22 protein-coding genes are annotated in these 24,242 nt (G+C 63.8%); 3 read left to right on the forward strand and 19 right to left on the reverse strand.

What is annotated here, in order from left to right; genetic code table 11:
- Positions 1-13 precede the first annotated feature (13 nt).
- From creD to AC1D13_RS12675, 6 genes are all read right to left on the reverse strand, one after another.
- Positions 14-1,390: a cell envelope integrity protein CreD gene (gene creD, locus AC1D13_RS12650; protein WP_477667550.1), complete on the reverse strand. Its 1,377-nt coding sequence runs from the start codon at positions 1,388-1,390 to the stop codon at positions 14-16.
- Between the two features lie 397 nt (positions 1,391-1,787).
- Positions 1,788-2,348, reverse strand: a complete 561-nt coding sequence (locus tag AC1D13_RS12655) for a Crp/Fnr family transcriptional regulator (protein ID WP_477689662.1) — start codon at positions 2,346-2,348, stop codon at positions 1,788-1,790.
- Positions 2,349-2,361: 13 nt separating this feature from the next.
- Positions 2,362-3,075 carry an ABC-type transport auxiliary lipoprotein family protein gene (locus tag AC1D13_RS12660; protein WP_477689663.1) on the reverse strand — a complete coding sequence of 238 codons (714 nt, stop codon included), beginning with the start codon at positions 3,073-3,075 and terminating at the stop codon, positions 2,362-2,364.
- Entirely contained in the window at positions 3,072-4,004 is a 933-nt protein-coding gene (locus AC1D13_RS12665) for an MlaD family protein (protein WP_457281687.1), read from the reverse strand. Before AC1D13_RS12665 ends, AC1D13_RS12660 begins: the two co-directional genes overlap by 4 nt.
- A 12-nt stretch (positions 4,005-4,016) precedes the next feature.
- Positions 4,017-4,805, reverse strand: a complete 789-nt coding sequence (locus tag AC1D13_RS12670; protein ID WP_457281688.1) for an ABC transporter ATP-binding protein — start codon at positions 4,803-4,805, stop codon at positions 4,017-4,019.
- A 163-nt stretch (positions 4,806-4,968) separates the two neighbouring features.
- The gene (locus AC1D13_RS12675) at positions 4,969-6,099 is read right to left on the reverse strand and encodes an MlaE family ABC transporter permease (RefSeq protein WP_477689664.1); all 1,131 of its coding nucleotides are present in this window, start codon (positions 6,097-6,099) and stop codon (positions 4,969-4,971) included.
- Positions 6,100-6,460: 361 nt separating this feature from the next.
- Here AC1D13_RS12675 and AC1D13_RS12680 point away from each other — a divergent pair, with 361 nt between their 5' ends.
- Positions 6,461-8,194 carry a GMC family oxidoreductase gene (locus tag AC1D13_RS12680; RefSeq protein WP_457281690.1) on the forward strand — a complete coding sequence of 578 codons (1,734 nt, stop codon included), beginning with the start codon at positions 6,461-6,463 and terminating at the stop codon, positions 8,192-8,194.
- A gap of 60 nt (positions 8,195-8,254) precedes the next feature.
- Here the strand turns inward: AC1D13_RS12680 and AC1D13_RS12685 are convergent, their stop codons facing one another.
- From AC1D13_RS12685 to AC1D13_RS12720, 8 genes are all read right to left on the reverse strand, one after another.
- A complete protein-coding gene (locus tag AC1D13_RS12685; RefSeq protein ID WP_457281691.1) occupies positions 8,255-8,713 on the reverse strand; it encodes a MarR family winged helix-turn-helix transcriptional regulator in 459 nt (152 codons plus the stop codon).
- 143 nt (positions 8,714-8,856) lie between these two features.
- The gene (locus AC1D13_RS12690; protein WP_477667551.1) at positions 8,857-9,849 is read right to left on the reverse strand and encodes a Bug family tripartite tricarboxylate transporter substrate binding protein; all 993 of its coding nucleotides are present in this window, start codon (positions 9,847-9,849) and stop codon (positions 8,857-8,859) included.
- Between the two features lie 93 nt (positions 9,850-9,942).
- Positions 9,943-10,362, reverse strand: coding sequence for an acyl-CoA thioesterase (locus tag AC1D13_RS12695; RefSeq protein ID WP_457281693.1), 420 nt, complete (start codon positions 10,360-10,362; stop codon positions 9,943-9,945).
- A gap of 5 nt (positions 10,363-10,367) precedes the next feature.
- Positions 10,368-11,153: an SDR family NAD(P)-dependent oxidoreductase gene (locus AC1D13_RS12700; protein ID WP_477689665.1), complete on the reverse strand. Its 786-nt coding sequence runs from the start codon at positions 11,151-11,153 to the stop codon at positions 10,368-10,370.
- A 77-nt stretch (positions 11,154-11,230) separates the two neighbouring features.
- Entirely contained in the window at positions 11,231-12,490 is a 1,260-nt protein-coding gene (locus tag AC1D13_RS12705) for a thiolase family protein (protein ID WP_457281695.1), read from the reverse strand.
- Between the two features lie 19 nt (positions 12,491-12,509).
- Positions 12,510-14,366, reverse strand: a complete 1,857-nt coding sequence (locus AC1D13_RS12710) for a feruloyl-CoA synthase (protein WP_477689666.1) — start codon at positions 14,364-14,366, stop codon at positions 12,510-12,512.
- A 96-nt stretch (positions 14,367-14,462) separates the two neighbouring features.
- On the reverse strand, positions 14,463-15,236 hold the full coding sequence (locus AC1D13_RS12715; protein WP_477689667.1) for a crotonase/enoyl-CoA hydratase family protein: 774 nt from the start codon (positions 15,234-15,236) through the stop codon (positions 14,463-14,465).
- A gap of 321 nt (positions 15,237-15,557) precedes the next feature.
- On the reverse strand, positions 15,558-16,343 hold the full coding sequence (locus AC1D13_RS12720; protein WP_477667552.1) for a phosphate/phosphite/phosphonate ABC transporter substrate-binding protein: 786 nt from the start codon (positions 16,341-16,343) through the stop codon (positions 15,558-15,560).
- A gap of 232 nt (positions 16,344-16,575) precedes the next feature.
- Here AC1D13_RS12720 and AC1D13_RS12725 point away from each other — a divergent pair, with 232 nt between their 5' ends.
- On the forward strand, positions 16,576-16,968 hold the full coding sequence (locus tag AC1D13_RS12725) for a hypothetical protein (protein WP_457281699.1): 393 nt from the start codon (positions 16,576-16,578) through the stop codon (positions 16,966-16,968).
- Positions 16,969-17,127: 159 nt separating this feature from the next.
- Here the strand turns inward: AC1D13_RS12725 and AC1D13_RS12730 are convergent, their stop codons facing one another.
- Together AC1D13_RS12730 and AC1D13_RS12735 are read right to left on the reverse strand one after the other, a co-directional pair.
- Positions 17,128-17,589, reverse strand: a complete 462-nt coding sequence (locus tag AC1D13_RS12730; protein ID WP_457281700.1) for a hypothetical protein — start codon at positions 17,587-17,589, stop codon at positions 17,128-17,130.
- Between the two features lie 39 nt (positions 17,590-17,628).
- Positions 17,629-19,080, reverse strand: coding sequence for an ammonium transporter (locus AC1D13_RS12735; RefSeq protein ID WP_457281701.1), 1,452 nt, complete (start codon positions 19,078-19,080; stop codon positions 17,629-17,631).
- A gap of 515 nt (positions 19,081-19,595) precedes the next feature.
- Here AC1D13_RS12735 and AC1D13_RS12740 point away from each other — a divergent pair.
- Positions 19,596-20,354 carry a sulfite exporter TauE/SafE family protein gene (locus AC1D13_RS12740; protein ID WP_457281702.1) on the forward strand — a complete coding sequence of 253 codons (759 nt, stop codon included), beginning with the start codon at positions 19,596-19,598 and terminating at the stop codon, positions 20,352-20,354.
- Between the two features lie 168 nt (positions 20,355-20,522).
- Here the strand turns inward: AC1D13_RS12740 and mrdA are convergent, their stop codons facing one another.
- The 3 genes from mrdA to mreC all read right to left on the reverse strand — a co-directional run bounded on the left by mrdA (position 20,523) and on the right by mreC (position 24,232).
- Positions 20,523-22,601 carry a penicillin-binding protein 2 gene (gene mrdA, locus AC1D13_RS12745; protein WP_457281703.1) on the reverse strand — a complete coding sequence of 693 codons (2,079 nt, stop codon included), beginning with the start codon at positions 22,599-22,601 and terminating at the stop codon, positions 20,523-20,525.
- A gap of 195 nt (positions 22,602-22,796) precedes the next feature.
- Positions 22,797-23,315 carry a rod shape-determining protein MreD gene (gene mreD, locus AC1D13_RS12750; protein ID WP_457281704.1) on the reverse strand — a complete coding sequence of 173 codons (519 nt, stop codon included), beginning with the start codon at positions 23,313-23,315 and terminating at the stop codon, positions 22,797-22,799.
- Positions 23,312-24,232 carry a rod shape-determining protein MreC gene (gene mreC, locus AC1D13_RS12755; protein ID WP_457281705.1) on the reverse strand — a complete coding sequence of 307 codons (921 nt, stop codon included), beginning with the start codon at positions 24,230-24,232 and terminating at the stop codon, positions 23,312-23,314. Before mreC ends, mreD begins: the two co-directional genes overlap by 4 nt.
- Positions 24,233-24,242: the final 10 nt, after the last annotated feature.

Raw genomic sequence — 24,242 nt, forward strand, 5'->3', positions numbered from 1 at the left:
CGCGGCGCGCTCATCACGCGGCCACCTTTGCCGGTTCAGGTTTGACCGGTTCAGCCTGTTTGAACCGTGCGTACCAATCCACCTGCCGCGTCAGCATCATGATGGCCGCGAGCACGGCGAACAAGGCCACTGCACCCAGCAGCAAGGCTGTTTGCTCCATCCGCAGCAGCACAAACAGCATGCCGTACAGCGTGGCGATGCCCAGGCCAAACGGCAGGCCGCGCGACCAGCGGCCCAGCATGTGGCTGGCGTAATAGGTCAGCAGCAGCACACAGGCGGCGGCGGCAATCGCATAAGCAGTTTCAAAGGGCATGTGCTCCGAAAGGCTCACAAGCAACAGGAAAAACATGCTCATGGCCGCACCCACCAGCAGGTACTGGATCGGGTGCACGCGCAGTGACTTCATGAACTCGAACAGCCCCACGGCCAAAAAAGTCAGGCCGATGAACAGCAGACCGTACTTGGTAGCCCGGTCGCTGAGCGCGTAGGTATTGGAAGGGTCGACAAAGGTCACGCTGAAGGCTTCGACGCAAGAGGCGTTGGCCGACCCATCGGCATAGTTCGGGCAAACGCCCCTGCGCTTGCCGGGGTCCTGTTGCGTCACCTCCTGCTGCGCCGTGCTGGCCAGCGAGCTGACACGCCAGCTGGCTTCAAAACCCTGGTCCGTCACTTTGCGGTCCACCGGGAGAAACTGCCCGCCAAAACTCGGGTGCGGCCAGTTGGACGTGAGCTGCACCCGGGTGTCGCCGCCCAGCGGCACGACTGAAATGCTTTCGGTGCCGACCAGTTCCAGTGCCAGCTGCGCCTGCAGCGGCGCCATGCCCATCATGGCCATGGACAGCGGCGCATGCACGCCGCGCGGGTAGCTGCCGTAGAAGGTGCCGGGCTTGAGCGCCAGCACCTGCTCGCCGATCTTGACGCTGGCATGGCGTATGCCGCGCGAATCGGACACCGCCATCATCAAGAGCGGCTGGCCGCAGTTCATGCGTGAGCCGGCATGTTCGGCCAAGGGCTTCAGCGCTGCGGTGTCGGTCCATTCGGCCACGATGTCGGCCTTGAGATTAAAGGCCTGCGTCGCATGCAGGCCGCGGGCGCGCGCCTCGAGTTTGCTGCCGCCCTTGACGATCAACGAAGCCGGCGCGGCCACCAGGGTGAACTCGCGCCGCTCGGTTTGCACTTTCTTGTCCTCATACTTGACGTCCCACTCCTCGGTGCAGGCCCGGTGGATCAGCGGGCCGGTCAGCGTCTGCGGGCCGGCCAGGCTCTGCGCCACGCTCTGGATGGCAATCTGCCGGTAGGTCTGGCGGTCGTGCACCACGCCGCTGATCTGGAACAGCGCGAGGACCAGCAAAACCACCACCAGGGCCAGCGCGAAGAATTTTTGTTTCATGACTTCCTTTCGTTTGAACAACGAAGGGAAGTGTGCAAATCCTGTGTGAGGGCAGGATGAGCTGCGGGCCGCGTGTGTGAAGTCAATGTGAAGCCCCCACGCTTTTCACTTCGTGTAATGCGCTGCCCCCCGAGGGGGCCGCCCGCCCTACGGCCCGGCAAAGCCGGTTCCGGGGCTCATGCTGGCTCGAAGAATTCAGTGGCGTAACCAACGGGGTATTTACCAGCGGGCAGCCGCGGAACCGGCTTTGCCGGGCCGCAGGCGCCGTCCCCTGCAAGGGGAAAAGGGTTACACGGAGTGAGCTCGATAGGGGTGTACCGATTTTCCGGCTTCGCCGGCCCCAGGCGTCGCCCCTCGGGGGGGAACAGGCTACACGCAGTGAGCCTGGACGGGGGGTCTACTTCTTGCGAAGCAACTTTACTAGCTGGTTGCTGGTGTTGCGCAGGCGCTGCGCCATCATCTGCGTGATCTTGACCAGCAGCTTGGCGCCTACGCCGGGGTGGTCGCGAATCAGCAAGGCAATTTCATGGCGCCCCCAGACGCCGGCCTCGACGGGTTCGATGGCAGTGCAGGTGGCATAGCGCGGCTCGCTGTCGAGCATGGACATGTCGCCTATTGCCGCGCCGCTGCGCACCACGGCCACGCGCGAGACGATCGGTTCCGCGCCGGCTTCGGCCTGCGCCGCTTCGGCGGCTGATTCCAGTCGTTTGGTGACATCGACCGTACCCTTGAGGATCAGCATCATCCAGTCGCCGGCTTCGCCTTCGCGGATCATCACCTGCCCCGGGTCGGCGCGAACCAGCAACATGGACGCTCCCAGGATGTCGGCTTCAGCAGGCGTGAAGTCCTGTAGCAGTTGCGAATTCTGCAGCAGGTCGGGGCCGTAAGCGCTCAGCTGCTCGCAGCAGCCGAACACATGCAGCCCGGCGGCATCCAGTTGTTCTTCCAGCGTTTTCATGGCACAAGGCGTTTCAGCGCGCGGGGGTTTGCTGCAGCCATTGGTCCAGTTCCTCGATGGCGGCGTCGGTGGCTGCCGTGAGGGCACGGACGCCGCCGGGAGCGTCGTTGCTGGGCGCAGGACGCTGCACGATGACATTGCGCTGGCCGACCAGCTTTTCGCCCGCGGGCGTCACCTCGACCAGCGTGGCGCGCAGGCGGATCAGGCCGACGCTCGTGTTGGGCGCGCTGAAGAAGTGGCTGAATTCTTCCAGGTCCAGGCGCAGCAGCAGCGGCAATACCGCGTTCTGGCTGCGGTTGAGGGCCACACTGGAACCGGCGCTGAACACGGCGCGGCGCTGGCCAAGCTGTTCGCGCAGGCGCTGGCGCACCAGCTGCGCAGGCGGCATGCTCCAGCGCGCCTGCGAGTACGGCCGCAGCTGCTGCGCGTCGGTATACGCCAGGCGGTACAGCACCGCCATATTGTCGAGCGCGCCGCCAGAGGTGGAGATGTCGTCAAGCGCCAGCGGCGGCAACGGCGCCTGCCGCGTGCTGGGCTGAACAGCCAGGAGGCCGGGGCCGAAGTCATACATGGTGGCGCGCGTGGGCTTGTCGGGCAGGCCCGAGCAGCCGCCGACCGCCAGCGCCATGAATATCAATGAAAAAATGCCGGCAGCCCTTTCCAGATAAGCGCGAGCAGCTATTAAATTCATAGCGGATGGGCAGATTGCGAGAAAATCGAATGTCATTTTTTCTCTCCGTTGGCAGAAAAACCGGGCTCGCCCGGACCGGGCACCGGTGGACCGTTGCCGAAAATCAGTGACTGCGGGTTGTCATCCACCGCGCTGACGGTGCGGCGCAACTGGCGCATCGCGCGGGCGGTTTCGTCAGCCACTTCGCCCAGCTTGGGCAAGGTGCCGGCGCTGAAGGTCTCCACTCCCGAGGCCAGCGCGGCGCCGCCCTCGGACAGTTTGTCGAGCGGCCCGCCCTTTTCACTCAGGCGCGTGGCGGTAGCGCTGACGTCGTCGGCAGCCGTCCTGACGGATTTCAGCGTAGCCGTGGCATCGCGCGACAGGCCCGGCAGGCTCGCCACCGTAGGCTCAAGGCCTTTGGCCACACGGTTGATGCCGCTGGCCGCTTCGCCGAGTTGCGTGATGGCGGAAGTCACTGCCGCCTGGTTCTCGTCGGACAGCAGTTTGTTCAAACGCGTGCTGGCTTCTTCGACCTGGTTGAAGATCACCTCGCTTTGCTTGAGCAGCTTGTCCAGCCCACCTGGTTTGAGCGGAATGCGCGGCGGGTCGTCGTCGTTCACCACCAGCCGCTCGGCGGACTTTCCGTCATCGTCGAGCTGGATGAAACCCAGCCCCGTGACACCTTGCGATGCCACTGTGGCAAAAGTGGATTTGGTGACCGGCGCGGTGCGGTCGATCGAGACACGGATCAGCACATTGCCCTTGACCTTGGTGTCAAACCCGATCACCTCGACCTTGCCGACCGGCACGCCGCGAAACCGCACCGTGGCCTGCGGCTGCAGGCCCGAAACAGTTTCGCTGGTGCTCATGTCGTAAAGGTCGCGCTGGGTGTTGTCGCGCGTCAGCCAGATCGCCAGCAGGGCCAGCAGGGCGGTCACCACCAGTACAAATGCGCCGGCGGCCATGGCATGGGCTTTGTTTTCCATATCGAAGCCTTTCTAAACAGTAAAGGGGTATTCGCGCAGCAATTCCATCGCGCGCTGACCCCTTTCGCCAAGGAAAAATTCGTGAATGAAGGGGTGCGGAAACGCCACCACTTCCTTGGGCACATCGTTAACGATGACTTTTTGTTCGGCCAGCACGGCGATGCGCGTGCTGAGCTCAAAGAGCGTGTCCAGGTCGTGCGTCACCATCACCACCGTGAGCTCCATGTCGCGGTGCAGCGAGCGCAGCAGCGAGACGAAACTGTCGGAGCTTTCCGGGTCCAGGCCCGCCGTGGGCTCGTCAAGCAGCAGCAGCGGCGGGTCCATGATGAGGGCGCGCGCCAATGCCACACGCTTGACCATGCCGCCCGAGAGGTCGCTCGGCATCTTGTCGGCTGCGTCGGGACTCAGGCCCACCATTTGCAGCTTGACCATGGCCGCCTCATAGACCAGTGCGCGCGGCAAGGTCTTGAGCTCACGCAACGGGAAGGCGATGTTCTCGAGCACGGTGAAGGCCGAAAACAGCGCACCCTGCTGGAACAGCATGCCGACGCGGCTGGCCGCGCCCCGCTTGCCAAGTTCGGCGGCCGGCCGGCCCAGCACAGTGATCTCGCCCTGGGTGGGTTTTTCCAGCCCCAGGATCTGGCGCAGCAACACCGTTTTGCCGGTGCCCGAGCCGCCCACCAGCGACAACACCTCGCCCCGCTCCACCGTCAGGTCCAGGTCCTTGTGCACCACGGCCTTCTTGTCGCCGTTCTGGAACACGGTCCAGAGTTTTTTGATGTCGACGATGGCTTCGGTCATGGCTGATTTCCCGCTTCTTTCCTCTTCCGGAAGAACGACGCAACAAGCGACCGCGCAGGCACACTCTCTTTCCAGCAGGGGCCGCGGAACCGGCTTTGCCGGGCCGCAGGAGCAGCGGCCCCCTCGGGGGGCAGCGCAGTACACGAAGTGACAAGCGTGGGGGTCATATTCCAACGCTTTTAAACAGAACGGCAAACAATGCATCCACCAGAATAACTACCGTGATGGACGTGACCACTGAAGCGGTCGTGCCCTGCCCCAGGCTTTCGGTGTTGGGTTTGACACGCAGGCCGTAGTGACAGCCGACCAGCGCGATCAATACCCCGAACACGACGGATTTGGCCGTGGCCAGCGTGAGGTTGGCCACGTCGACCGCGGCCGGCAGCGAGTTGATGAAATAGGACGGCGTGACGTCCATGGAAATGTCGGCGGCCAGCATGCCACCCAGTAACGCCGCGATGGTGGTCCAGACGCTGATGAGCGGCATCACCACGGCGAGCGCCAGCGCGCGCGGCATGACCAGGCGAAAGCCCCGCGCGATGCCCATGACGCGCATGGCGTCGAGCTCTTCGGTGACCCGCATGACACCGATCTGCGCAGTGATGGCCGAACCGCTGCGCCCGGCGATCAGGATGGCGGCCAGCACCGGCCCGAGTTCGCGGATCAGCGAGATGCCCAGGATGTTCACGATGAAGGCGTCGGCGCCGAACTGGCGCAGCTGCTGCGAAATCAGGTAGGCCAGCACCACCCCAATCAAAAATCCCACCAGCGCCGTGATGGGCAAGGCGGTGGCGCCGATATGAAACAGGTGGCCCGACAGGTCGCGCCACGGGCCTTCCTGCGGGTGCCTGAAAAGCCGGATGATGTCGAGCAGCAGCTGGCCGATCAGGCGCACCAGGCCTTTGAGGTGGTCGACCAGGCGCAGCACCCTTGTGCCGAGCAGGATGAAGGGCCCGGTCCAGTCAGACTTGCGGGGTTTGGGCGGATCCGCACTGAACTTGGCGACGGTTTCCAGCACCGCGCGCTGGCTCGCATGCACTTGCAGTTGCGCAGGCCAGTCGCGCCCCCAATGGTTCCACAGCACCTGCGCACCCAGGTGGTCAAGCTTTTCGAGCGGCTCGAGGTTCCAGCCGGCGGATTGGGCTGCGCCGCCCTGCAAGGCTTGCAGTTGCGCCGTCAACCCTTGCCAGACTTCCTGTGCGGTAAGGTCGGCTGCCGTCCAGGCACCGCGAACGACAAACAGCCGGCCTTGCGGCGTGTCCTGCTGTTCGATGCGGGGCGTGGATTCTTCCATGTGCATTCGGTAAAGGCGTCCGGTGGTGCCCGGCGCTTGCCGGCAGTCTGCAATGACGGGCGGCGCCCGATTTGCAAAACAGTCATGGTAACTGCAGGAAACACAAATACACAGCCAAAAAACGCGCTATCGCCTTGGTCCTACAACCCGCCGGGACCCCGTGCCGGAAGGAAAGGCCAGCGGGTAATCCCCGCCGCAGGGATAGCGCCATTTTTGCCACAATCGAGCCACTGCCGCGCGGTCAGCCTCGCGTTAGGCTGGAATGGCAGGATGTGAACCTGCGGCGCAGGAGCACGGCCAAAACAACACGGCCACCCGTCCCATCAAAACACACGGCTGAAAGCCAAGAGACAAAACATCCATGCAAGACGACAGCCAGGTTTTTGACTACATCATCGTCGGCGCAGGCACGGCAGGTTGCCTGATGGCCAACCGCCTGAGCGCCGACGCATCCAAACGCGTGCTACTCATTGAGGCCGGCCGCAAGGACGACTACCACTGGATCCACATCCCGGTAGGCTACCTGCACTGCATCGGCAACCCGCGCACCGACTGGCTCTACAACACCGAGCCGGACGCCGGCCTCAACGGACGGGCGCTGCGCTATCCACGCGGCAAGACGCTGGGCGGCTGCTCCAGCATCAACGGCATGATCTACATGCGCGGCCAGGCACGCGACTACGACCAGTGGGCCCAGCTGACGGGCGACATGGCCTGGCGATGGGACAACGCGCTGCCGCATTTCAAACTGCACGAAGACCACCACAAGGGCGCTGACGCGATGCACGGCGCGCGCGGCGTGGCACCCGAGCTGATGCAGGACAAGAGCCAGCCCTACCAGAAGCTGCTGCGCCACCACAATTCAGGCGGCGAATGGCGTGTCGAGAAACAGCGCCTGCGCTGGGACATCCTCGATGCGTTCGCCGAAGCTGCGCAGCAAGCCGGCATCCCGGCAACTTCCGACTTCAACCGCGGCGACAACGAAGGCGTGGGTTACTTCGAGGTCAACCAGAAAAAAGGCTGGCGCTGGAATACCGCCAAGGCCTTTTTGCGGCCGGCCTGCTATGCCCGGCCCAATTTCGAATTGTGGAACAACGCCCAGGTGTGCAAGCTGGTGATTGAGCCGCAGGCCGACGGCAGCCAGCGCTGCACCGGCGTGGAAGTGTGGGCCGGCGACGAGCGGGTGACGGCGCACTCGACACGCGACTCGGGGCACATGGGCGAAGTCATTCTGTGTGCAGGCAGCATCGGCTCGCCGCAAATCCTGCAGCTTTCAGGCATTGGCCCGGCCACCCTGCTGCAACAGCACGGCATCCCTGTGCTGCAAGACCTGCCCGGCGTGGGCGCCAACCTGCAGGACCATTTGCAGATCCGTTCGGTCTACAAGGTGCACGGTGACCAGCGCTGGGGGCTGTCGCTCAACACCATGGCCAACACGCTGTGGGGCAAGGCCCGCATCGGCCTGGAGTACGCATTGCGGCAGACCGGCCCGATGAGCATGGCACCGTCGCAGCTGGGCGCCTTCACGCGCTCATCACCCGACCAGCCCTACCCCAACATCGAATACCACGTGCAGCCGCTGTCGCTGGACGCTTTCGGCGAGCCGCTGCACAGCTTCAACGCTTTCACCGCCAGCGTATGCAACCTCAACCCGACCAGCCGCGGCACCGTGCACATCAAGAGCAACCGCTTTGAGGATGCACCGGCGATTTCGCCCAACTATCTGAGCACGGCCGAAGACCGGCAGGTGGCAGCCGACTCCCTGCGCGTGACCCGAAAGATCGTCAGCCAGGGCGCGCTGGCCAAATACAAGCCCGAGGAATTCAAGCCCGGCGTGCAGTTCCAGACGGACGAAGAACTCACACGGCTGGCGGGCGACATTGCCACCACCATCTTCCACCCGGTGGGCACGACCAAAATGGGCAAGGAAGACGACCCCATGGCGGTGGTGGATTCGCACCTTCGGGTCCGCGGCATTCGCGGCCTGCGCGTGGTGGACGCCGGCGTGATGCCACTGATCACCAGCGGCAACACCAATTCGCCCACGCTCATGATTGCGGAAAAGGCCGCCGGGTGGATTCAGGCCGGCATTTGAAGGCAGCGCCGTGTCGAAGCTGCCCGCAAGCCTCAGGCAGCACCGCCCCTTCGAAACAGATCAAAGATAGATTTTTTGCAGAAGACGCACCAGCGTCTTTTTTTCCGCCGCGCTCAGCCGTTCGGTGGCATCTGATTCGAGGCTGGTGGCGGTGCGCTCGGCCTCCCGCATCAGCGCCTCGCCTGCCTCGGTGAGGTACAGGCCCACAGCGCGGCCGTCCTGCGGGTGCGGCTTGCGGTGAACGAGCTCTCGCTTTTCCAGCGTGCCGATTTTCCCGACCAGGTTGGGCGGCAAGATGCTCAGCGCACTGCACAGCTGGCGCGAGGTGATGCCCGGGTTGTGCGTGATCAGCGACAGGATGGAAAAGTCCACGTGACGCAGGTCATACACCGCCATGCGTTTCATGAACAGTTCAATGACCTTGAGCGACGCACGCGTGGCGTTGTAGCCAATCAGGGTTTCAAGGTAGGAGGTATCGACTTCTTCGACAGCGGGCGCTGGTTTGAGGGACGCTGGCATAGGTGGTCAGGAAGCTTTCGTCATCGGGCAATACGGACCGCCGCACGGCATGCGGCCAGTCCAGCCCCGATTATGCCAAGCGGTGCCGATCCATGATCGGTGCCTCAGGGCGCCCGGCATCAGTCGTCGGCACCGCGTTCTGATCAGGACTCGGCGGTAAAGCCGATTTTCTTGATCAGCGGCCCCCAGCGGTCGAGTTCGCGCTTCTGGCTGGTCGCCATGTCCTCTGCCGTGCCGCCGTAGGGAATCAGGCCCACCACCGTCAGCGAGTCGATGACGGATTTGTCCTTGATGGCGGCGTTGATGGCGGCGTTGGCGGCGGCGACCACACTGGCCGGCGTTTTGGCGGGGGCACAAAAGCCGAACCACTCCTCCACGGTCAGGTCGGCAAAGCCCTGCTCGGCGAAGGTCGGTACTTCCGGCACAAAGGGCGAGCGCTGCTTTCCGGACGTTGCCAGGATGCGCAGCTTGCCGGCCTTGTGATTGGGGATGAAGTCGCCGTGCGGCGTGAACATGGCGGCCAGCTGGCCGCCCACCACATCGGTCACGCCGGGCACGGAACCGCGGTAAGGCACATGTTTGAGTTCCACCTGGTTGTTCAGGCCCAGCAAGGCGCCCAGAAAGTGGGGTGTTGATCCCGCAGCGGGCGAGCCATAACTCGCATCCTTCGGATTGGCCCTGGCCCATAGCAGGAAGTCCTGAACGGTCTTCACGGAAGCGGGCACCAGCGGCCCCACAGCCAGCCCATGGTGAATCATGGACGCGGTGCCCACGGATACAAAATCGGCGAACGGGTCATAGGCCAGTTTTTTGTAGATGTGCGGATACAGCGACATGCAGGAAAACGGCGTCATGGCAATGACGGAGCCGTCCGTGGGTGCCATCTTCAGCGTCTCCAGCGCGATGCGGCCACCGGCGCCGGCCTTGGTGTCCACGATGGCGTTGTTTTTGGAATAGGCGGTGCCGCCCATCTTGTCGCCGACGCGGCGCGCGCAGATGTCGCCCGCACTGCCGGCGGGGAATCCGTAAATGATCTTGACCTGCTCCAGCGGACTCGCATGGGCAGAGAACGGGGCGAAGCCGGCGGCTGCGGTGAGCGTTGCGGCGGCCTGCACAAAATGACGGCGTGTTTGCATGAAATGTCTCCTTTTTTAATGATGTCCAACGGGTCGAAAAACAAAACCGAAATCAAAAACTGAAAGACGGAAACAAAAGCGGAACGCGAAGCGTCAGCTGCACAGGGCCCGAATGTCTTGCGGCACGGCAATGGCCTTGATGCGCTCAGGATTCTCCGGACGGCGGATGCAGAAGGCCCGGGTTTCACGGCCTTCGCAGATCAGGTCGTCACCGCGTTTGATCACATGCTTCTGGATGAAGACCTTGTCGCGCCATTCCTCAATGCTGGTGTGAATCTGCAGCGTCTCACCATAGACGGCAGGCTGGCTGAACCGGGTATTGATCTCGAGCAGCGGCGTGCCGATGATGCCGGTGGTCTTCACAAGCTCACGCCATGTTGGCACGCCGCACTTGACAAAAAAGTTCAGCGACGAGGCGTCCATCCACCGCGAGAAATTGGGGAAAAACACGATCCCCGCTGGATCGCAGTCGCCAAACGCAACGGAAACTTCGTAAACAACGGTCTTGCTCATGCGGCTCACCTTGGCGCCATGCGCAATGCGCCATCCAGCCGGATGACTTCGCCGTTGAGATGGTCGTTGGCCACGATGTGCGCGGCCAGCTGGGCAAACTCCTCGGGCTTGCCCAGGCGCTGCGGAAAAGGAATACTGGCGGCCAGCGAAGCCTGCACCGCTTCGGGCAATTGCTGCATCAGCGGCGTCGCGAACAGGCCCGGCGCCACTGTGCAGACGCGGATACCGTGCTGCGCCAGGTCGCGCGCCATCGGCAGTGTCATGCCGACCAGGCCGCCCTTGGAGGCGCTGTAAGCCTGCTGGCCCACCTGGCCGTCAAAGGCTGCCACCGAGGCCGTGAACATCATGACGCCGCGCTGGCCGTCTTCCAGCGCGGGCAGTTTGGCACAGGCGGCCGCAAACAGGCGGCTGGCGTTGTAGGTGCCCACCAGGTTGATGGTGACGACTTTGGCAAAGTCTTCGAGCGGCGCAGGGCTGCCGTCTTTGGCCACCACGCGCTTGGCCGAGCCGATGCCGGCAACGTTCATCAGGATGCGGGCCGGGCCATGCGCAGCTGCGGCTTTTTCCAGCGCGGCCGCCAGGCTGGCGCTGTCGGTGATGTCGCACTGGCACGCCACTGCGGCACCGCTTCCGTGCGTGGCGCAAATGTCGGCCGCGACTTTTTCCGCACCGGCGAGATTCACGTCCAGCACGGCAACCTTGGCGCCCAGGCGTGCCAGCTCACGGGCAGTGGCTTCGCCCAGCCCGGAGCCGCCTCCCGTCACCAGTGCCGCAAGTCCTTCAATCTTCATGCCTTCTCTCCAGATCGATTGCTATTGTTTTTATAGCTGCTTGCGCTCGTCCGTTGTGCGCTACAGCCACTATTTGTTCAAGAAATTTCGGCCCCTTCGGGGTTTTCAAGCAACAGGGCAATGCCCTGCCCGCCGCCCACGCATGCGGATGCAATGCCGTAACGCAGGCCCGCGCGCTGCATTTCACGCGCGACGGTGACCGTCAGGCGGACACCGGTGACCGCCAGCGGGTGACCCATCGCGATGGCGCCGCCATTGACATTGAGCTTGCGCAGATCGAGGTTCAGTTCACGCGCCACTGCCAGCGTTTGCGCGCCCTGGGCTTCGTTGATCTCGAAGCGGCCGATCTGGTCCAGCTTCAGGCCGCAGCGCTCCAGCAGCAGGCGAATCGCCGGCGCGGGGCCTATGCCCATGATTTCGGGTGGCACCCCCACCACCGCGGCAGCCACGACACGTGCCAGCGGTTTTTTTCCATGCGCCTTCACGTACTCGCCCGAAGCCACCACGGCAGCAGCTGCCGCATCCACCAGCGCTGCACTGTTGCCGCCGGTCTGCACCCCGCCGGCGTGAACCACCCGGAGTTTGGCCAGCACCTCGACAGGAGACAAGCGTGCGTGGGTGTCCTGTGCGACTTCCGTGACTTTGCCCTGCAGGCGTATGCCGCGCTTGGCGTAGCCGGCGAGTTCAAATTCTTCCGTGACCACCGGCACAATTTCACCGGCGTGAAAACCTGCCTCGCGGGCCGCCACGGCTTTGGCAAACGAGCTGGAGGCAAATTCATCGACGGCTTCCCGCGTGATGCCGTATTTCTTCGCGAGGTTTTCCGCGGTCTGGATCATGTCGATGCCGGCGGCGGAGTCCTTCAGGGCCTCCCACATGAAGTCCTTGAAGCCGACGGGCGCGCCCAGCTTGAAACCGGTGCGGTGTTCGAAGGCGGCGATCGGGTTGCGCGTCATGCTCTCGGCGCCGACGACCAGCGCCACGCTGGCGGCACCGCTCTGGATCTGCTCGCCGGCCTGGCGGAACAATTCAAAGCCGGTACCGCAGATGCGCTGCACCATGATGGCCGGCACCTCCACGGGAACGCCGGCGTAAAGGCCGATATGACGTGGCAGCATGAACTGCTCAAAATCACCGGGAGCCATGTTGCCGGCAAGCACCGAATCGACATCGCCGCCACTGACACCCGAGCGCTGGAGCACGGCGCGTGCCGCCTTGATGCCGAGGTCGGTGGGCGATATATGGCCAATGGCGCCGCAGTAGTCGACCATGGGCGTGCGGATGCCGTCGAGCATCCAGACGTCTTGGAAAGCGGAGAAAAATCCTTTGGGTTGCATGGTGTTTGTGCGTCGGGTTTTATGGTGCGGGTTTGACAATGGGGTGCGCCGTGTCATCGTGCAGGGCCACCACCAAAGCTTCACGGTGCGTCAGCACGGCGCGCTGGTTGATGGAGCCTTTGTCGGTGACTTCACCCTTGTCGAATGAGGGCGGCTCATGCATCAGGTGCAGGCGCCGGATGCAGCTGGCGCTGCCGGTCGCGCCCTCTGCGAGCTTGTTCATCATCTCCTGAAAGTGCGCCACTACCTGCGGGCTTTCAACGGCCTGGCGCAGCGGCGCATCGGGCGGCAGTCCGGCCAGTGCGCGCACGGCGGGTGTCGGAAACACCAGCGCGCCCACTTCCTTGAGGTTGATGCCCGTGAGTACCACGTCCTGCACGTAAGGCGCTCCCGCAGCGACGATCTTTGCACGCAGCGGGCCCACGCTGACAAAGGTGCCCGTGGCCAGCTTGAAGTCCTCGGCGATGCGCCCGTCGAACTTGAGCCCGAGGTGAATGTTGCCCTCATCAATCCATTTGACGGCGTCGCCGGTACAAAAGAAGCCTTCTTCGTCAAAGGCTGCTGCCGTCTCCTGCGGTGCGCGCCAGTAGCCGGGCGTGATGTTGGGGCCCTTGTAGCGCACCTCGGTTTTGCCGTCGGTGTCCACCAGCTTGAGCTCGATGCCGGGCGCGGGTACGCCGAGGTCGCCGGCTTTCACGTTGGGGTTGGTCACGAAGATGGCAAACGGCGCGGACTCGGTCATGCCCAGGCCGGTCGCCATGACAATGCGCTCGCCCACTTCCTTTTCCTCGGACTCGTACAGGCTGTCCCACACGGGCTGGGCCAGTGCGGCGCCGGCATAGAAAAACATCTTCACGCGCGACAGCAGGTTGCGCCGCAGCTCCGCGTCCACCTTCATGGCGCTGGCGATGGCCTCGAAGCCGGTGGGCACGTTGAAGTACACCGTGGGGGCAATCTCGCGCAGGTTGCGCAGGGTTTCGTGCATCAGCGCCGGGGTCGGCTTGCCGTCGTCGATGTAGAGCGTTCCGCCATGGAACACCACCATGCCGAAGTTATGGTTGCCGCCGAAGGTGTGGTTCCAGGGGAGCCAGTCGACCAGCACCGGTGGCTCGTCCTGCAGCACCGGCATGGATTGCGCCATTTGCTGCTGGTTGGCACACCACATGCGCTGGGTATTGATCACCGCCTTGGGCATCTTGGTGGAGCCGCTGGTGAACAGGAATTTCACGATCGTGTCCGGCCCCGTGGCCTGCATGGCGCGGTCTACGGCATCCGTGGCCGGCGTTGCAGCCAGTTCGGCAAACGCCGTGGTGGCGCGCCCTTCGACCTGCCCGGTGGCCAACACCACCTCGACGTCGTCGCCGATGGCTGCGTTGATGGCCCTGGCGTAGCGCGCGCCGTCGGCGGCAAACACCAGGCCCGGCGTCACGGTCTTGAGCACGTGGCGCAGCTTGTCGTAGTCCTGGCTGACCAGACTGTAGGGCGGAGACGTCGGCACAAAAGGCACGCCGGACAGCATGCAACCCAGCGCCAGCAGCGCATGCTCCAGATCGTTTTCCGACAGGATGACCACCGGGCGTTCGGCACTCAGGCCCCGGTCAATCAGCCCCTGCGCGATGTTGCGGGCCGAGACCCAAGCTTCGGCATAAGTTATGTGCCGCCAGTCGCCGGTTTTACCGCCTTCCAGTTTTTCGCGCCGCGCCATGAAGCTGCGGCCTGGGACCGTCAGCGCCCAATGCTGCAGGCGGTCGGTGATACGGGTCGGGAAGGCTTGCAGGTCCTGGTCTGCGCGCAGATAGCGCACGCCGGGTACGCCGTCGCGCAGGACCACACGGGTCACGCCAAAGGCCATGGGACGAAATTTCGGGGCGCTCATGGTTGTCTCTTCTGTTCTGTCTTCTGTCTTCTGTCTGCTGTCTGCTGTCTGCTGTCTCTTTTCTGGATGTCTCTCTTGCCTGCCCGCCCGGCCTGGTCAGCCCTTCTGGACCTTGCGGGCCTTGCCGTCCAGGAAGTCTTTCACGCGGCTCTTGGCTTCGGGTGCGCTTTGCGCCACTGCGGCCATCAGGGCCTCGGTGAAGAACCCCTGGTCTGCCGGTTGCTCGGCAATGCGCGGCAACGCATGCATGAGGGCGTAGTTGGTCAGCGGTGCGTTTTCTGCCACGCGAGTGGCCAGTTCAAGGGCTTTGGTGAAAGCCTGGCCCTCGGGAACCAGGTATTGCGCGATGCCTATGCGCTCACCGTCCACCGCGTTGTAGACACGGCCGGTCAGCATCATGTCGGTCATCCGTGCGGCGCCGATCAGCCGCGGGATGCGCACCGCACCGCCACCACCGACAAAGATGCCGCGCGAGCCTTCGGGCAGCGCGTAGAAGGCGCTTTCGTCGGCAACCCGGATATGGCAGGCACTTGCCAGCTCCAGGCCACCACCGACCACGGCACCGTGCAGGGCCGCGATCACGGGCACCGGGCCGTACTGCACCCGCTCCAGCGCTGCGTGCCACATGCGCGAATGGTGCAGGCCCTGGCTGGCGTCACGCTCCTTGAGTTCGCTCAGGTCAAGGCCCGCGCAGAAGTGGTCACCCTCGCCGCAAAGCACGGCGGCTTTTGCTTCGGGAGGAAGGCTTTCGAACAGGTTCCGCAGTGCCAGGATCAGGGCATCACCCAGGGCGTTGCGTTTGGCAGGACGCGCCAGGCGGACCACGGCGACATTGCCGTGCATTTCGAGATGAAGGTATTTTGGGGTCATGTGAAGTGTGTTTCCGGAAGCCAATTATGGTTATGAATAATAACTATTACAACGTGATTAAGCCTTTTTTTTCTAGTGAAAACCCTAGGGCGTGCCAAGGCATGTTTGCGCGGCGGACCCACCGGCCCCGCAAGGCAATCCGCAGGAGGAAACCCTGGGTGAAGGATGACCTTCCCCGCAGGGGCTGGAGAAAAATGGGTCGCCCGGCAGACGGCGATTCGGCACACCGGGGGTGTGCCACTGCTGACGCTGGTGCGCTTGTGGTCAGTCAGTTACGCTGCGGCACAGCCTGGGGCCGGCAACAGCCGGCAAAGGCCTGGTTCAAATATTGAGCCACTTCAGCAGCTCGCGCATGCGGGCTTCCGACGTGATGTCGAACTGCTCGATGCCGATACGCTTGAGCACGTCCTTGCCGGCATCGCTGGCGGGCAGCGCCAGCAATTCCTCCTGGATCGCCTTGAGCTGTTCGGGCTTGACGCGTTTATGGGCTACCAGCGGGAAGTAGGGCTGCGCCACGCTCTTGTGCAAAATACGGCCGCCCTCTTTTTCCCATTTCTTGGCAATGCCTGAGTAAGAGGCGACACCACCCACATCGGCGAATTTGTTGTCGAGGTAAAAGCCGACAGCCGCCTGTTCGCGCACGAACTGCACGTTTTCCTTGTCCACCAGAATGCCTTTGTCCCTGAGCTCTGCGGCACAGAAGCGGGACATATAGGCAATCTGCTCGGGCAAGGCAATCCGCTTGCCCTTGACGTCGTCGATGGTCTTGAGGGCCGAGCCCTTGGGCGCAATGATGAAGCACTGCCCGTCGGGCTTGGTGCTGGCGATATAGCTGTAGCCGTAGTCGCGCATGCCGCGCGCCGGGTAGTCGCTCGGGCGCGCCATCACCAGGTCGAAGCGGCCGGTCTGCATGCCTTCTTCCAGCTGCTTGAACTCGCGCGCAAACACCACGCTGACCTTGGCCTTCATGGCCTTGCCGATCACCTCGGCCAGCCCCTGGTATTTGGCAATCACCTGGGCGTGGTCCAACCCGCCCGAGCTTCCTTCGCTGATGCCCAGTATTAGTTGCTGGGCCTGCGCCTGCGCCTGGGCATTGGCAGTGCCCATACAAAACGCGCCGAACCCCAACACCAAGGCCCCTGACATGCAATTCCACCGCATAAGTCCCTCCTTATATATAAAGCTCACGCATGCTACTGCGTGCGTCCTGCGCTGGCTAGCGCAATTTACCCCCGGTCCGTTTTCCGGCAGTCTTTATGCCCCGGGGGAGCATCCTGCGTTCGCACACCGATGACACAATGCGGACCACGCCGGAAACAGCCGGTGTCGCATTGACATCATGAAACACCTGACCACCCTTTCGATCGCCCTCCTGCTGGGCGTGCTGTCTGCCTGTAGCCCTGCGCCGCGCGCCAGCCAGGACCCGCTGTCGATTGCCCGCGCTCCGGTGGCCGCGGCCATCAACGACTACCAGCGTTGCGCCCAAAGCGCCTTGCAGCCGCTGAAAGACAACCCGGAGCAGTCCGTGTTTGTGCTCGCCGATGCCGCACTGGCGGCCTGCGATGCCGGCCTGGAGCAGGTGCGACGCAGCATCCTGGCGGACAACGCAGGCCACCCGTATGTGGCTGCGTTTGCTGAAGAGGCCAGCGCCAACATCCGCATTCGCACCCGCAACATACTGGCGCACAGCCTGAACCGTGCGCGGGAAGCGCAACCACAACCGGCGAAATAAACCGGCCGCCGGCCCTGCGCCGGCCTATCGCAAGCTCTTCACGAAGCGCGGCGTGTTCGGGGCAAGAACACCGCAGAACCGGCTTTGCCGGGCTGCAGGTGTTGCCACCCTGAGGGGGGTTCCGGCTACACGCAGTGAGCCGAGACAGGGGTCTACAAGTTATCGCAGGCCCTTCACATAGCGCGGCGCGTTCGGGTCGCGCTGGCGGCGCTCCCGCGGCGACTCGCCCTCGCCGAAGATGGCACCGAATGTCGACTCGATAAAACCTGATTCAGGATAGACCTCTTCCTCGGTATCGATGGACCGGGCGCTCTGGCGGTCGGGCACTGGCGCCGGGGCAAGCACCGGCTGGCTGCGCTCCTTCACCACCTCGGACACCAACTGCACCAGCGGCACGCGTGCCTTGGGCTCGGGGGTGGCCATGATTTCTTCCAGCCGGTCGGCCCACACCGCCAGGTCCACGTGGCCATCCTCGGCGGCTTTTTCCCGCGCAAAACGCGCTATTTCGGCGGCGTATTCCTGGTTACCGGCCATCCACTCGGTGTCGGTCACGCGGCCGGTTTTGCGGCGCAACAGCACATGCAGGTGGGCCGCAACGGCAATTTTTTCACTGGAGGGCATGGTGCGCAATCCTTGAAAGTGGAGTCCGTTGTTTGTCAGTTACGTGCCCAACCGCTCGGCGTGCTGGGTGATGTCCAGGCCGTCGCTCTCGGCGGCTTCGCTGACGCGCAGGCTGACGATCAGCGAGGTGACCCACAAGGCCAGCGCCGTCATGAACAGGCTGTAGAGCATGACGGCGCCTGCGCCTATCGCCTGGGTCATCAGGCTGCCCTCGACACCGGAGATGGCCTTGCTGGCAAAAATGCCGGTCAGCAGCGAACCCACAATGCCGCCCACGCCGTGCACGCCGAACACGTCCAGCGAATCGTCGGCGTTGAGCAGGCGCTTGAGGCCCGTGGCGCCCCAGTAGCAGGCCACGCCGGCCACCAGGCCAAACACCAGGGCCGCGCGCGGCGAGACAAAGCCCGCCGCCGGCGTGATGGCGACCAGCCCGGCGACCAGGCCCGAGCACAGTCCCAGCAGGGAAGGACGCCCGCGAACAATCCATTCGGCCGCCATCCACGAGAGAGCGCCCGCGGCCGCCGCGATGTGCGTGACGGCCATCGCGAGGCCGGCCCGGCCGTCGGAGGCCACGGCGGAGCCGGCGTTAAAGCCAAACCAGCCGACCCACAGCATGCCGGCACCGGCCATGGTCAGACCCAGGTTGAAAGGCGTAAACGGTTCACGGCCATAGCCGTGGCGCGGCCCGAGCGCGTAGGCACAGACCAGCCCGGCAATGCCGGCATTGATGTGCACGACCGAGCCGCCGGCAAAGTCCAGCGCGCCCATGCGCGCCAGCCAGCCATTGGGCTCCCAGACCCAGTGGGCAATGGGTGCGTAGACGACGACGGTCCACAGCGACATGAACACCAGCATCGCGGAGAACCGCATGCGTTCCACAAACGAGCCGACCACCAGCGCGGCCGTGATGATGGCGAAGGTCAGCTGGAACATGGCGTAGACCGACTCGGGAATGTTGGGCGCAATATGGCTCACGGCCACCTTCTGCGCGTCCTTCACGTAGTCCAGCCCGGTGAACCAGAGCCGCTCGGGACCACCCAGATAGTGCCCAAGCGCACCTTTGCCGGGCGTGAAGGCGATGGAGTAGCCCACCGCAAACCAGAGCAGGCTGACAACGGCACAGATGGCGACAACGCAGGCCATGACATTGAGCACGCTTTTCCTGCGCACCATGCCGCCGTAGAAAAGGGCGATGCCGGGCAGGGTCATGAGCAATACCAGTGCGGTGGAGGTCATCATCCAGGCGGTGTCGGCACCATTGAGGGTCTCCACGCCGACCAGTCCCGGTTGGGTCAGCGGCGCCGGGGCGGCCGCTGCAGGCGGCGCAGAGGCCGCAGCCACCGGTGCGGCGGGAGGAGCAGGAACAGCGGCCGGTGCGGGGGACGGTGCGACTTCCGGAGCGCTGGCAGTGACTGCTGGCGGCGCCACCGCCGGGGGAGCCGTGGTCTGTGCCAGGGCTTGCTGGCATGCCAGGCCCAAGCATAAAGACATACCCAAGGCCAGAAATCTGTTCATATGCATACGGTGCCCGCCTGTTCAATCAACCAACAATTGGTAACAACAGGCATAAGTCGTGCCAATACCGCAGTAGCTCGTGTGATGGGACTGCAACGGAAAATATGTACTGCAAAAGTGCGCAAACGATTGGCGTGGTGCCCCAAAAACATCCACAGAACCAGCGGCCGCCCAAAGCCCGGGGCCGGGAAACCCCCAATGCACTGGGACAGTGCGCCCGCTATATTGGATGACTTGCTGACGAGCCTTGCTGCTCGCAACGCGAGGAGCCGAGGAGACACGAGAGAGTCATTAAGAAGTACACAAGCAAAGCGGCATTCCACAAGAGATGCAGATTTGCAAAAAGCGCTGGCAACCCCAGCGCTTTTTTTATGCCTCCGCCCTGACGGGGCCCAACCCTCAAAAACCCTCGCAGCCATTGACTGTCGGGCGCAAGCAGCTATCTATTTGATAGCAATGAGTCTGTTCAATGCGATGGGACAATCCGGGCCATGGAATTATTCATCGTCTCGTTGGCCTCCCTGCTCGCCGGTTTTGTGGACTCTATCGTCGGGGGCGGCGGGCTGATCCTGGTGCCGGCCCTGTTTGCGGTTTTCCCCACCACCCATCCTGCCACCCTGTTTGGGGTGAACAAGGGGGCCTCGGTCTGGGGCACCGCGGTTGCCACGGCCCAATATGCCCGTCGGGTGGAGCTTCGCTGGGCGGCACTGTTGCCGGCGGCGGCCGCCGGGTTCACCGGCTCGCTGGCGGGCGCCTGGCTGGTCACCGTCATCTCGCCGGGCTTTTTGCGCAAGACCCTGCCCTTTGTGCTGCTGGCGGTGTTGCTCTATACGCTGGCCAGGAAGGAGCTGGGCCGCCACCATACGCCCCGCTTTACCGGGCATGCCGAAACCGCGGCGGCCTGCTGCATCGGGCTGGTGCTGGGGTTTTACGACGGCTTCTTCGGTCCGGGCACCGGCAGCTTTTTTGTATTTTTATTTGTGCGCTGGCTGGGTTATGACTTTTTGAACGCGTCGGCTTCGGCCAAGCTGCTCAACACCGCCACCAACCTCGCAGCGCTGGCGCTCTTTGCCTGGAAGGGCCATGTCTGGTGGCATTTCGCCCTCACGATGGCCGTGGCCAACGTGGCGGGCAGCCTGCTGGGCACCCGCCTGGCCCTCAAACATGGGGCCGGGTTTGTGCGCGGGGTGTTTATCGCCGTGGTCAGCTCGCTGATCCTGAAAACCGGTTTTGACGCATTTGCGCGCTGACTGTGCGCAGGCCGTTTGCTATTGATTTAATAGCTGCTTGCGCATGTGCTGTATGGGTTTCCGGCAAATTTGGCTTGAAATCCGGCCATCACCGTTTAATGACCAAATTGGCGCCCGGCCCAATAGGGGCATGCGCAAGCAGCTATCAAATCGATAGCGACGGCCGGCTTAATCGGGGTTGATGCCCGCTGCCGCCATGGGCGGCGGCAGCTTGCTGAGCGCCTCCGCAATCGCCGCCGTCCTGGCTTTGGCGGCAGCGGCAGCCGCGGCGTTCGTGGGGCCGGGGGAAGCGCCTGCTGCGCCGGCCGACAGCTGGCCGGCCACGTCGGCGGCCTGGCGCGGCTTGCCGATGGGCGCTGCCGCCAGCCCCTTCTGCACCGCCACCATGTCTTCCTCGCTCGGGTACTGGCCCAGCAGCACATAGTCAAAAACACGCCGTGCAATCGGCGCCGCCACCCCGGCGCCCCAGCCGGCGTTTTCCACGATCACTGCCAGCGCGATCTTGGGGTCTTCCGCCGGCGCAAACGCCATGTAAACAGCGTGGTCGCGCTGGTACTCTTCCATCTTGCTGCTGTTGTACTTGTCTTTCTGGCCGATGGTGACCGCCTGCGCCGTGCCGGTTTTGCCGCCGCTCAGATAACCCGCGCCGGCAAACACGCGTGCCGAGGTGCCTTCCTGGGTGACGCCAACCAGGGCCTTGCGCACGATCGCGATGTTTTCAGCCTTGTAGCCCAGGTTTTCCGGCGCATCGGCCGGCAGCGGGTGCATCACGCGCGTCACCGGGTCCTGCGTGCCGATCACCAGCCGCGGCCGGTGCTTGACGCCGTTGTTGGCCAGCACGGCCGTGGCCTGCGCCAGCTGCAGCATGGTGAAGGTGTTGTAGCCCTGCCCGATACCCAGTGAGATGGTTTCGCCGGGGTACCACTTCTGGTGCTCCGGCCTTTTATAGGCTTTGCGTTTCCAGGCCTGGCTGGGCAGCACGCCCGTGACTTCACCGCTGATATCGATGCCGGTGATCTGCCCAAAGCCCAGCGGCTGCATGAAGTCGTGCATGGCGTCCACGCCGAGTTCGTTGGCCAGCGAATAGAAGTACACGTTGCTCGACTTCACGATGGCGCGGTACATGTCCACCGCCCCCAGCGCAATGTCGCCGTGGCTGCGGAAGACGTGGCCGCCGAAACTCCAGGAGGCGTTGTCGTTGACGATGAAGCTGGCGGAGCGCTTTCCGGTTTCCAGCGCCGCCATGGCCATGAAGGGCTTGTAGGTGGAGCCCGGCGGGTAGGTGCCGCGCAGCGCGCGGTTGAGCAGGGGCTTGTCCAGCGAATCCCGCAGGTATTGCCAGCTCTCCGTGTCGATGCCGTCCACGAACAGGTTGGGATCGAAAGTCGGCTTGCTGACAAACGCCAGCACGTCGCCGGTCTTCGGGTCCATGGCCACCAGCGCGCCGCGCCGGTCGCCGAACATGTCTTCCACCAGCTTCTGCAGGCGGATGTCCAGCGACAGCATGACGGTGTTGCCGGGCGTGGCCGGGTTGCTGGCGAGTTTGCGCATGGCGCGGCCGCCCGCCGAGGTCTCGACCTGCTCGACGCCGGTGGTGCCGTGCAGCTGCTGCTCAAAACTCTGCTCGACGCCGAGCTTGCCGATGTAGTCGGTGCCGCGGTAGTTGCCTTCGTCTTCGCTGCCTTCAATGATTTCTTTTTCCGCCTGGTTGATGCGGCCGATGTAGCCCACCACGTGGCTGCCCAGCTCGCCATAGGGGTAGCTGCGAAACAGCCTGGCCTTGATGTCAACACCCGGAAAACGGAAACGCTGCGCCGCAAACCGGGCGACTTCCTCGTCGGTCAGGCGCGTGCGTATGGGCAGCGATTCAAAACTTTTGGATTCTTCGCGCAACCGCTTGAAACGCCGCTTGTCGCGCACCTGGATGTCGACCACCTTTTCCAGCGCGGCAATGGTTTCTTCCAGGTTGTCGACCTTGGAAGGCGTGATCTCCAGCGTGTAGGCCGAATAGTTGGTGGCCAGCACAACGCCATTGCGGTCCAGGATCAACCCCCGGTTGGGCACGATGGGCACGATGGCCGTCCGGTTGCTTTCGGCCTGCTCGTTCAGGTCGGCATGGCGGTACACCTGCAAATACACCAGCCGCGCCGCCAGCAGAGAAAAAGCACACAGCACCGCAAAGCTGGCCACCAGCACCCGCGCACGAAAGCGCGACAAATCCGCTTCAACGTTGCGCAGCTCAGTCATGATGATGCGACTCTAAAACCGCCAAAAAGTGCCCGCAACACCTGTTGCTGCAAAGGCGATGCGAAGCGAGCCGAAAAAGGCCAGCATGAGCCGCGGAACTGGCTTTGCCAGGCCGCTGGCGGGCGGCCCCCTCGGGGGGCAGGGAACACACGAAGTGAGCGACCGTGGGGGCCATATCTAGCGTGGGGGCCATATCTAGAGTGGCCGGTTCTGGTCGGGATCGGGTGCACGGCGCTGCGGCACCAGCAGCAGCACGCTTACCACCGGCCACAAAACGGCCTCAATCAGCGGCGCCAGCAGCATGATCCAGCCCGGGAAAATGCCGCCGCCGATCATGCGGATCACCAGCTCCACACCATGCGCCACCGCAAACAGCGGCAGTACCTGCAAGGCCTGCGACGGTACCGTGAACCAGAGCAGGCGGCGATGGATCATCGTGGCAAAAAAGCTCAGCGCCGTATAGGACAGCGCATGCTGGCCCAGCAGTGAGGACTGGTGCACGTCCATGCCCAGACCGAACATGAAAGCCACGCCGATGCCGACACGCAGCGGCTGGTGCACGTTCCAGAACACCAGCACCAGGGCCAGGAAATCGGGCATCCACGGCACGCGGCCCAGGGGCAGCATGTCCAGCAGCAGCGCCGCGATCAGGCTGCACCAGATGAAGACGGGATTGGCCGGCAGCAGCAGCTGCTGGCCCGATCGCATGATCATTTCGAAGCCCCCTTCTTTTTGGGTGCAGGTTCGGGCGTGTCGTCGGGCCGTGGCGGGATCTGGCCGGTGCCGGGCTTGACCACGATAACGTGCCGCGCACCCGTCACGAGCGCCTGCGGTGTGCAGAAAATTTTTGCGAACGCCGATTCCGCGCGCCGCTCGATGCGGCTGATTTTGGCCACCGGCAGGCCGGCCGGGTAGACGCCGTCGACGCCGCTGGTGGTCAGCAGGTCGCCTTGCTGCACATCGGAGTTGCTGCCCATGAAGCGCAGCTCCAGGCCGCTGCCCGAAACGGTCGGGTCGCCATAGGCCACGCTGCGCGCGCCGGTGCGCACATTGAGCACCGGAATCGCCAGGTCGCGGTCGACCAGCAAGGTCACTTCGCTGACCAGCGGATGCACGCGGGTGACTTGACCCAGCACGCCAGACTCGTCCAGCACCGGCGAGCCCAGGTCAACGCCCTGCGCCATGCCTTTGTCGATGATCACCTTGCGGGTGTAAGGGTCCGCTGCGTCATACAGCACCTCGGCAGCCATCACCGGCGTGCCGAGCTGTTCACGCAGGCCCATGAGCTTGCGCAGGCGGTTGTTCTCCTGCGTGAGCTGCTCGACCTGGCCGGCGCGCAGCGACTGGAGCGCGAGCTTGCGGCCGGCTTCTTCGCTGCTGGTTTTGGCCTGATTGAGGGTGGTGAAATATTCACCGCTGCTTTTGACAGCGCGCACCGGTTGCAGCGCCAGCCATTGCACCGGATACAAGGCCGTAGCCAGCGCGGCGCGCACCGGTTGGGTAATGCGAAAACGCGTGTCGGCCACCATCAGGAACAGCGACAGCGCGCTGAAAAACACCAGCTTGGACAGCGCCGAAGGCCCCTGTTTGAAAAAGGGCGGCGGGGATCTGTCGAGGGTTCCTAAAGGCATGGTTCGCTGT

It is taken from the genome of Polaromonas sp. P1_E12 (assembly GCF_056405975.1).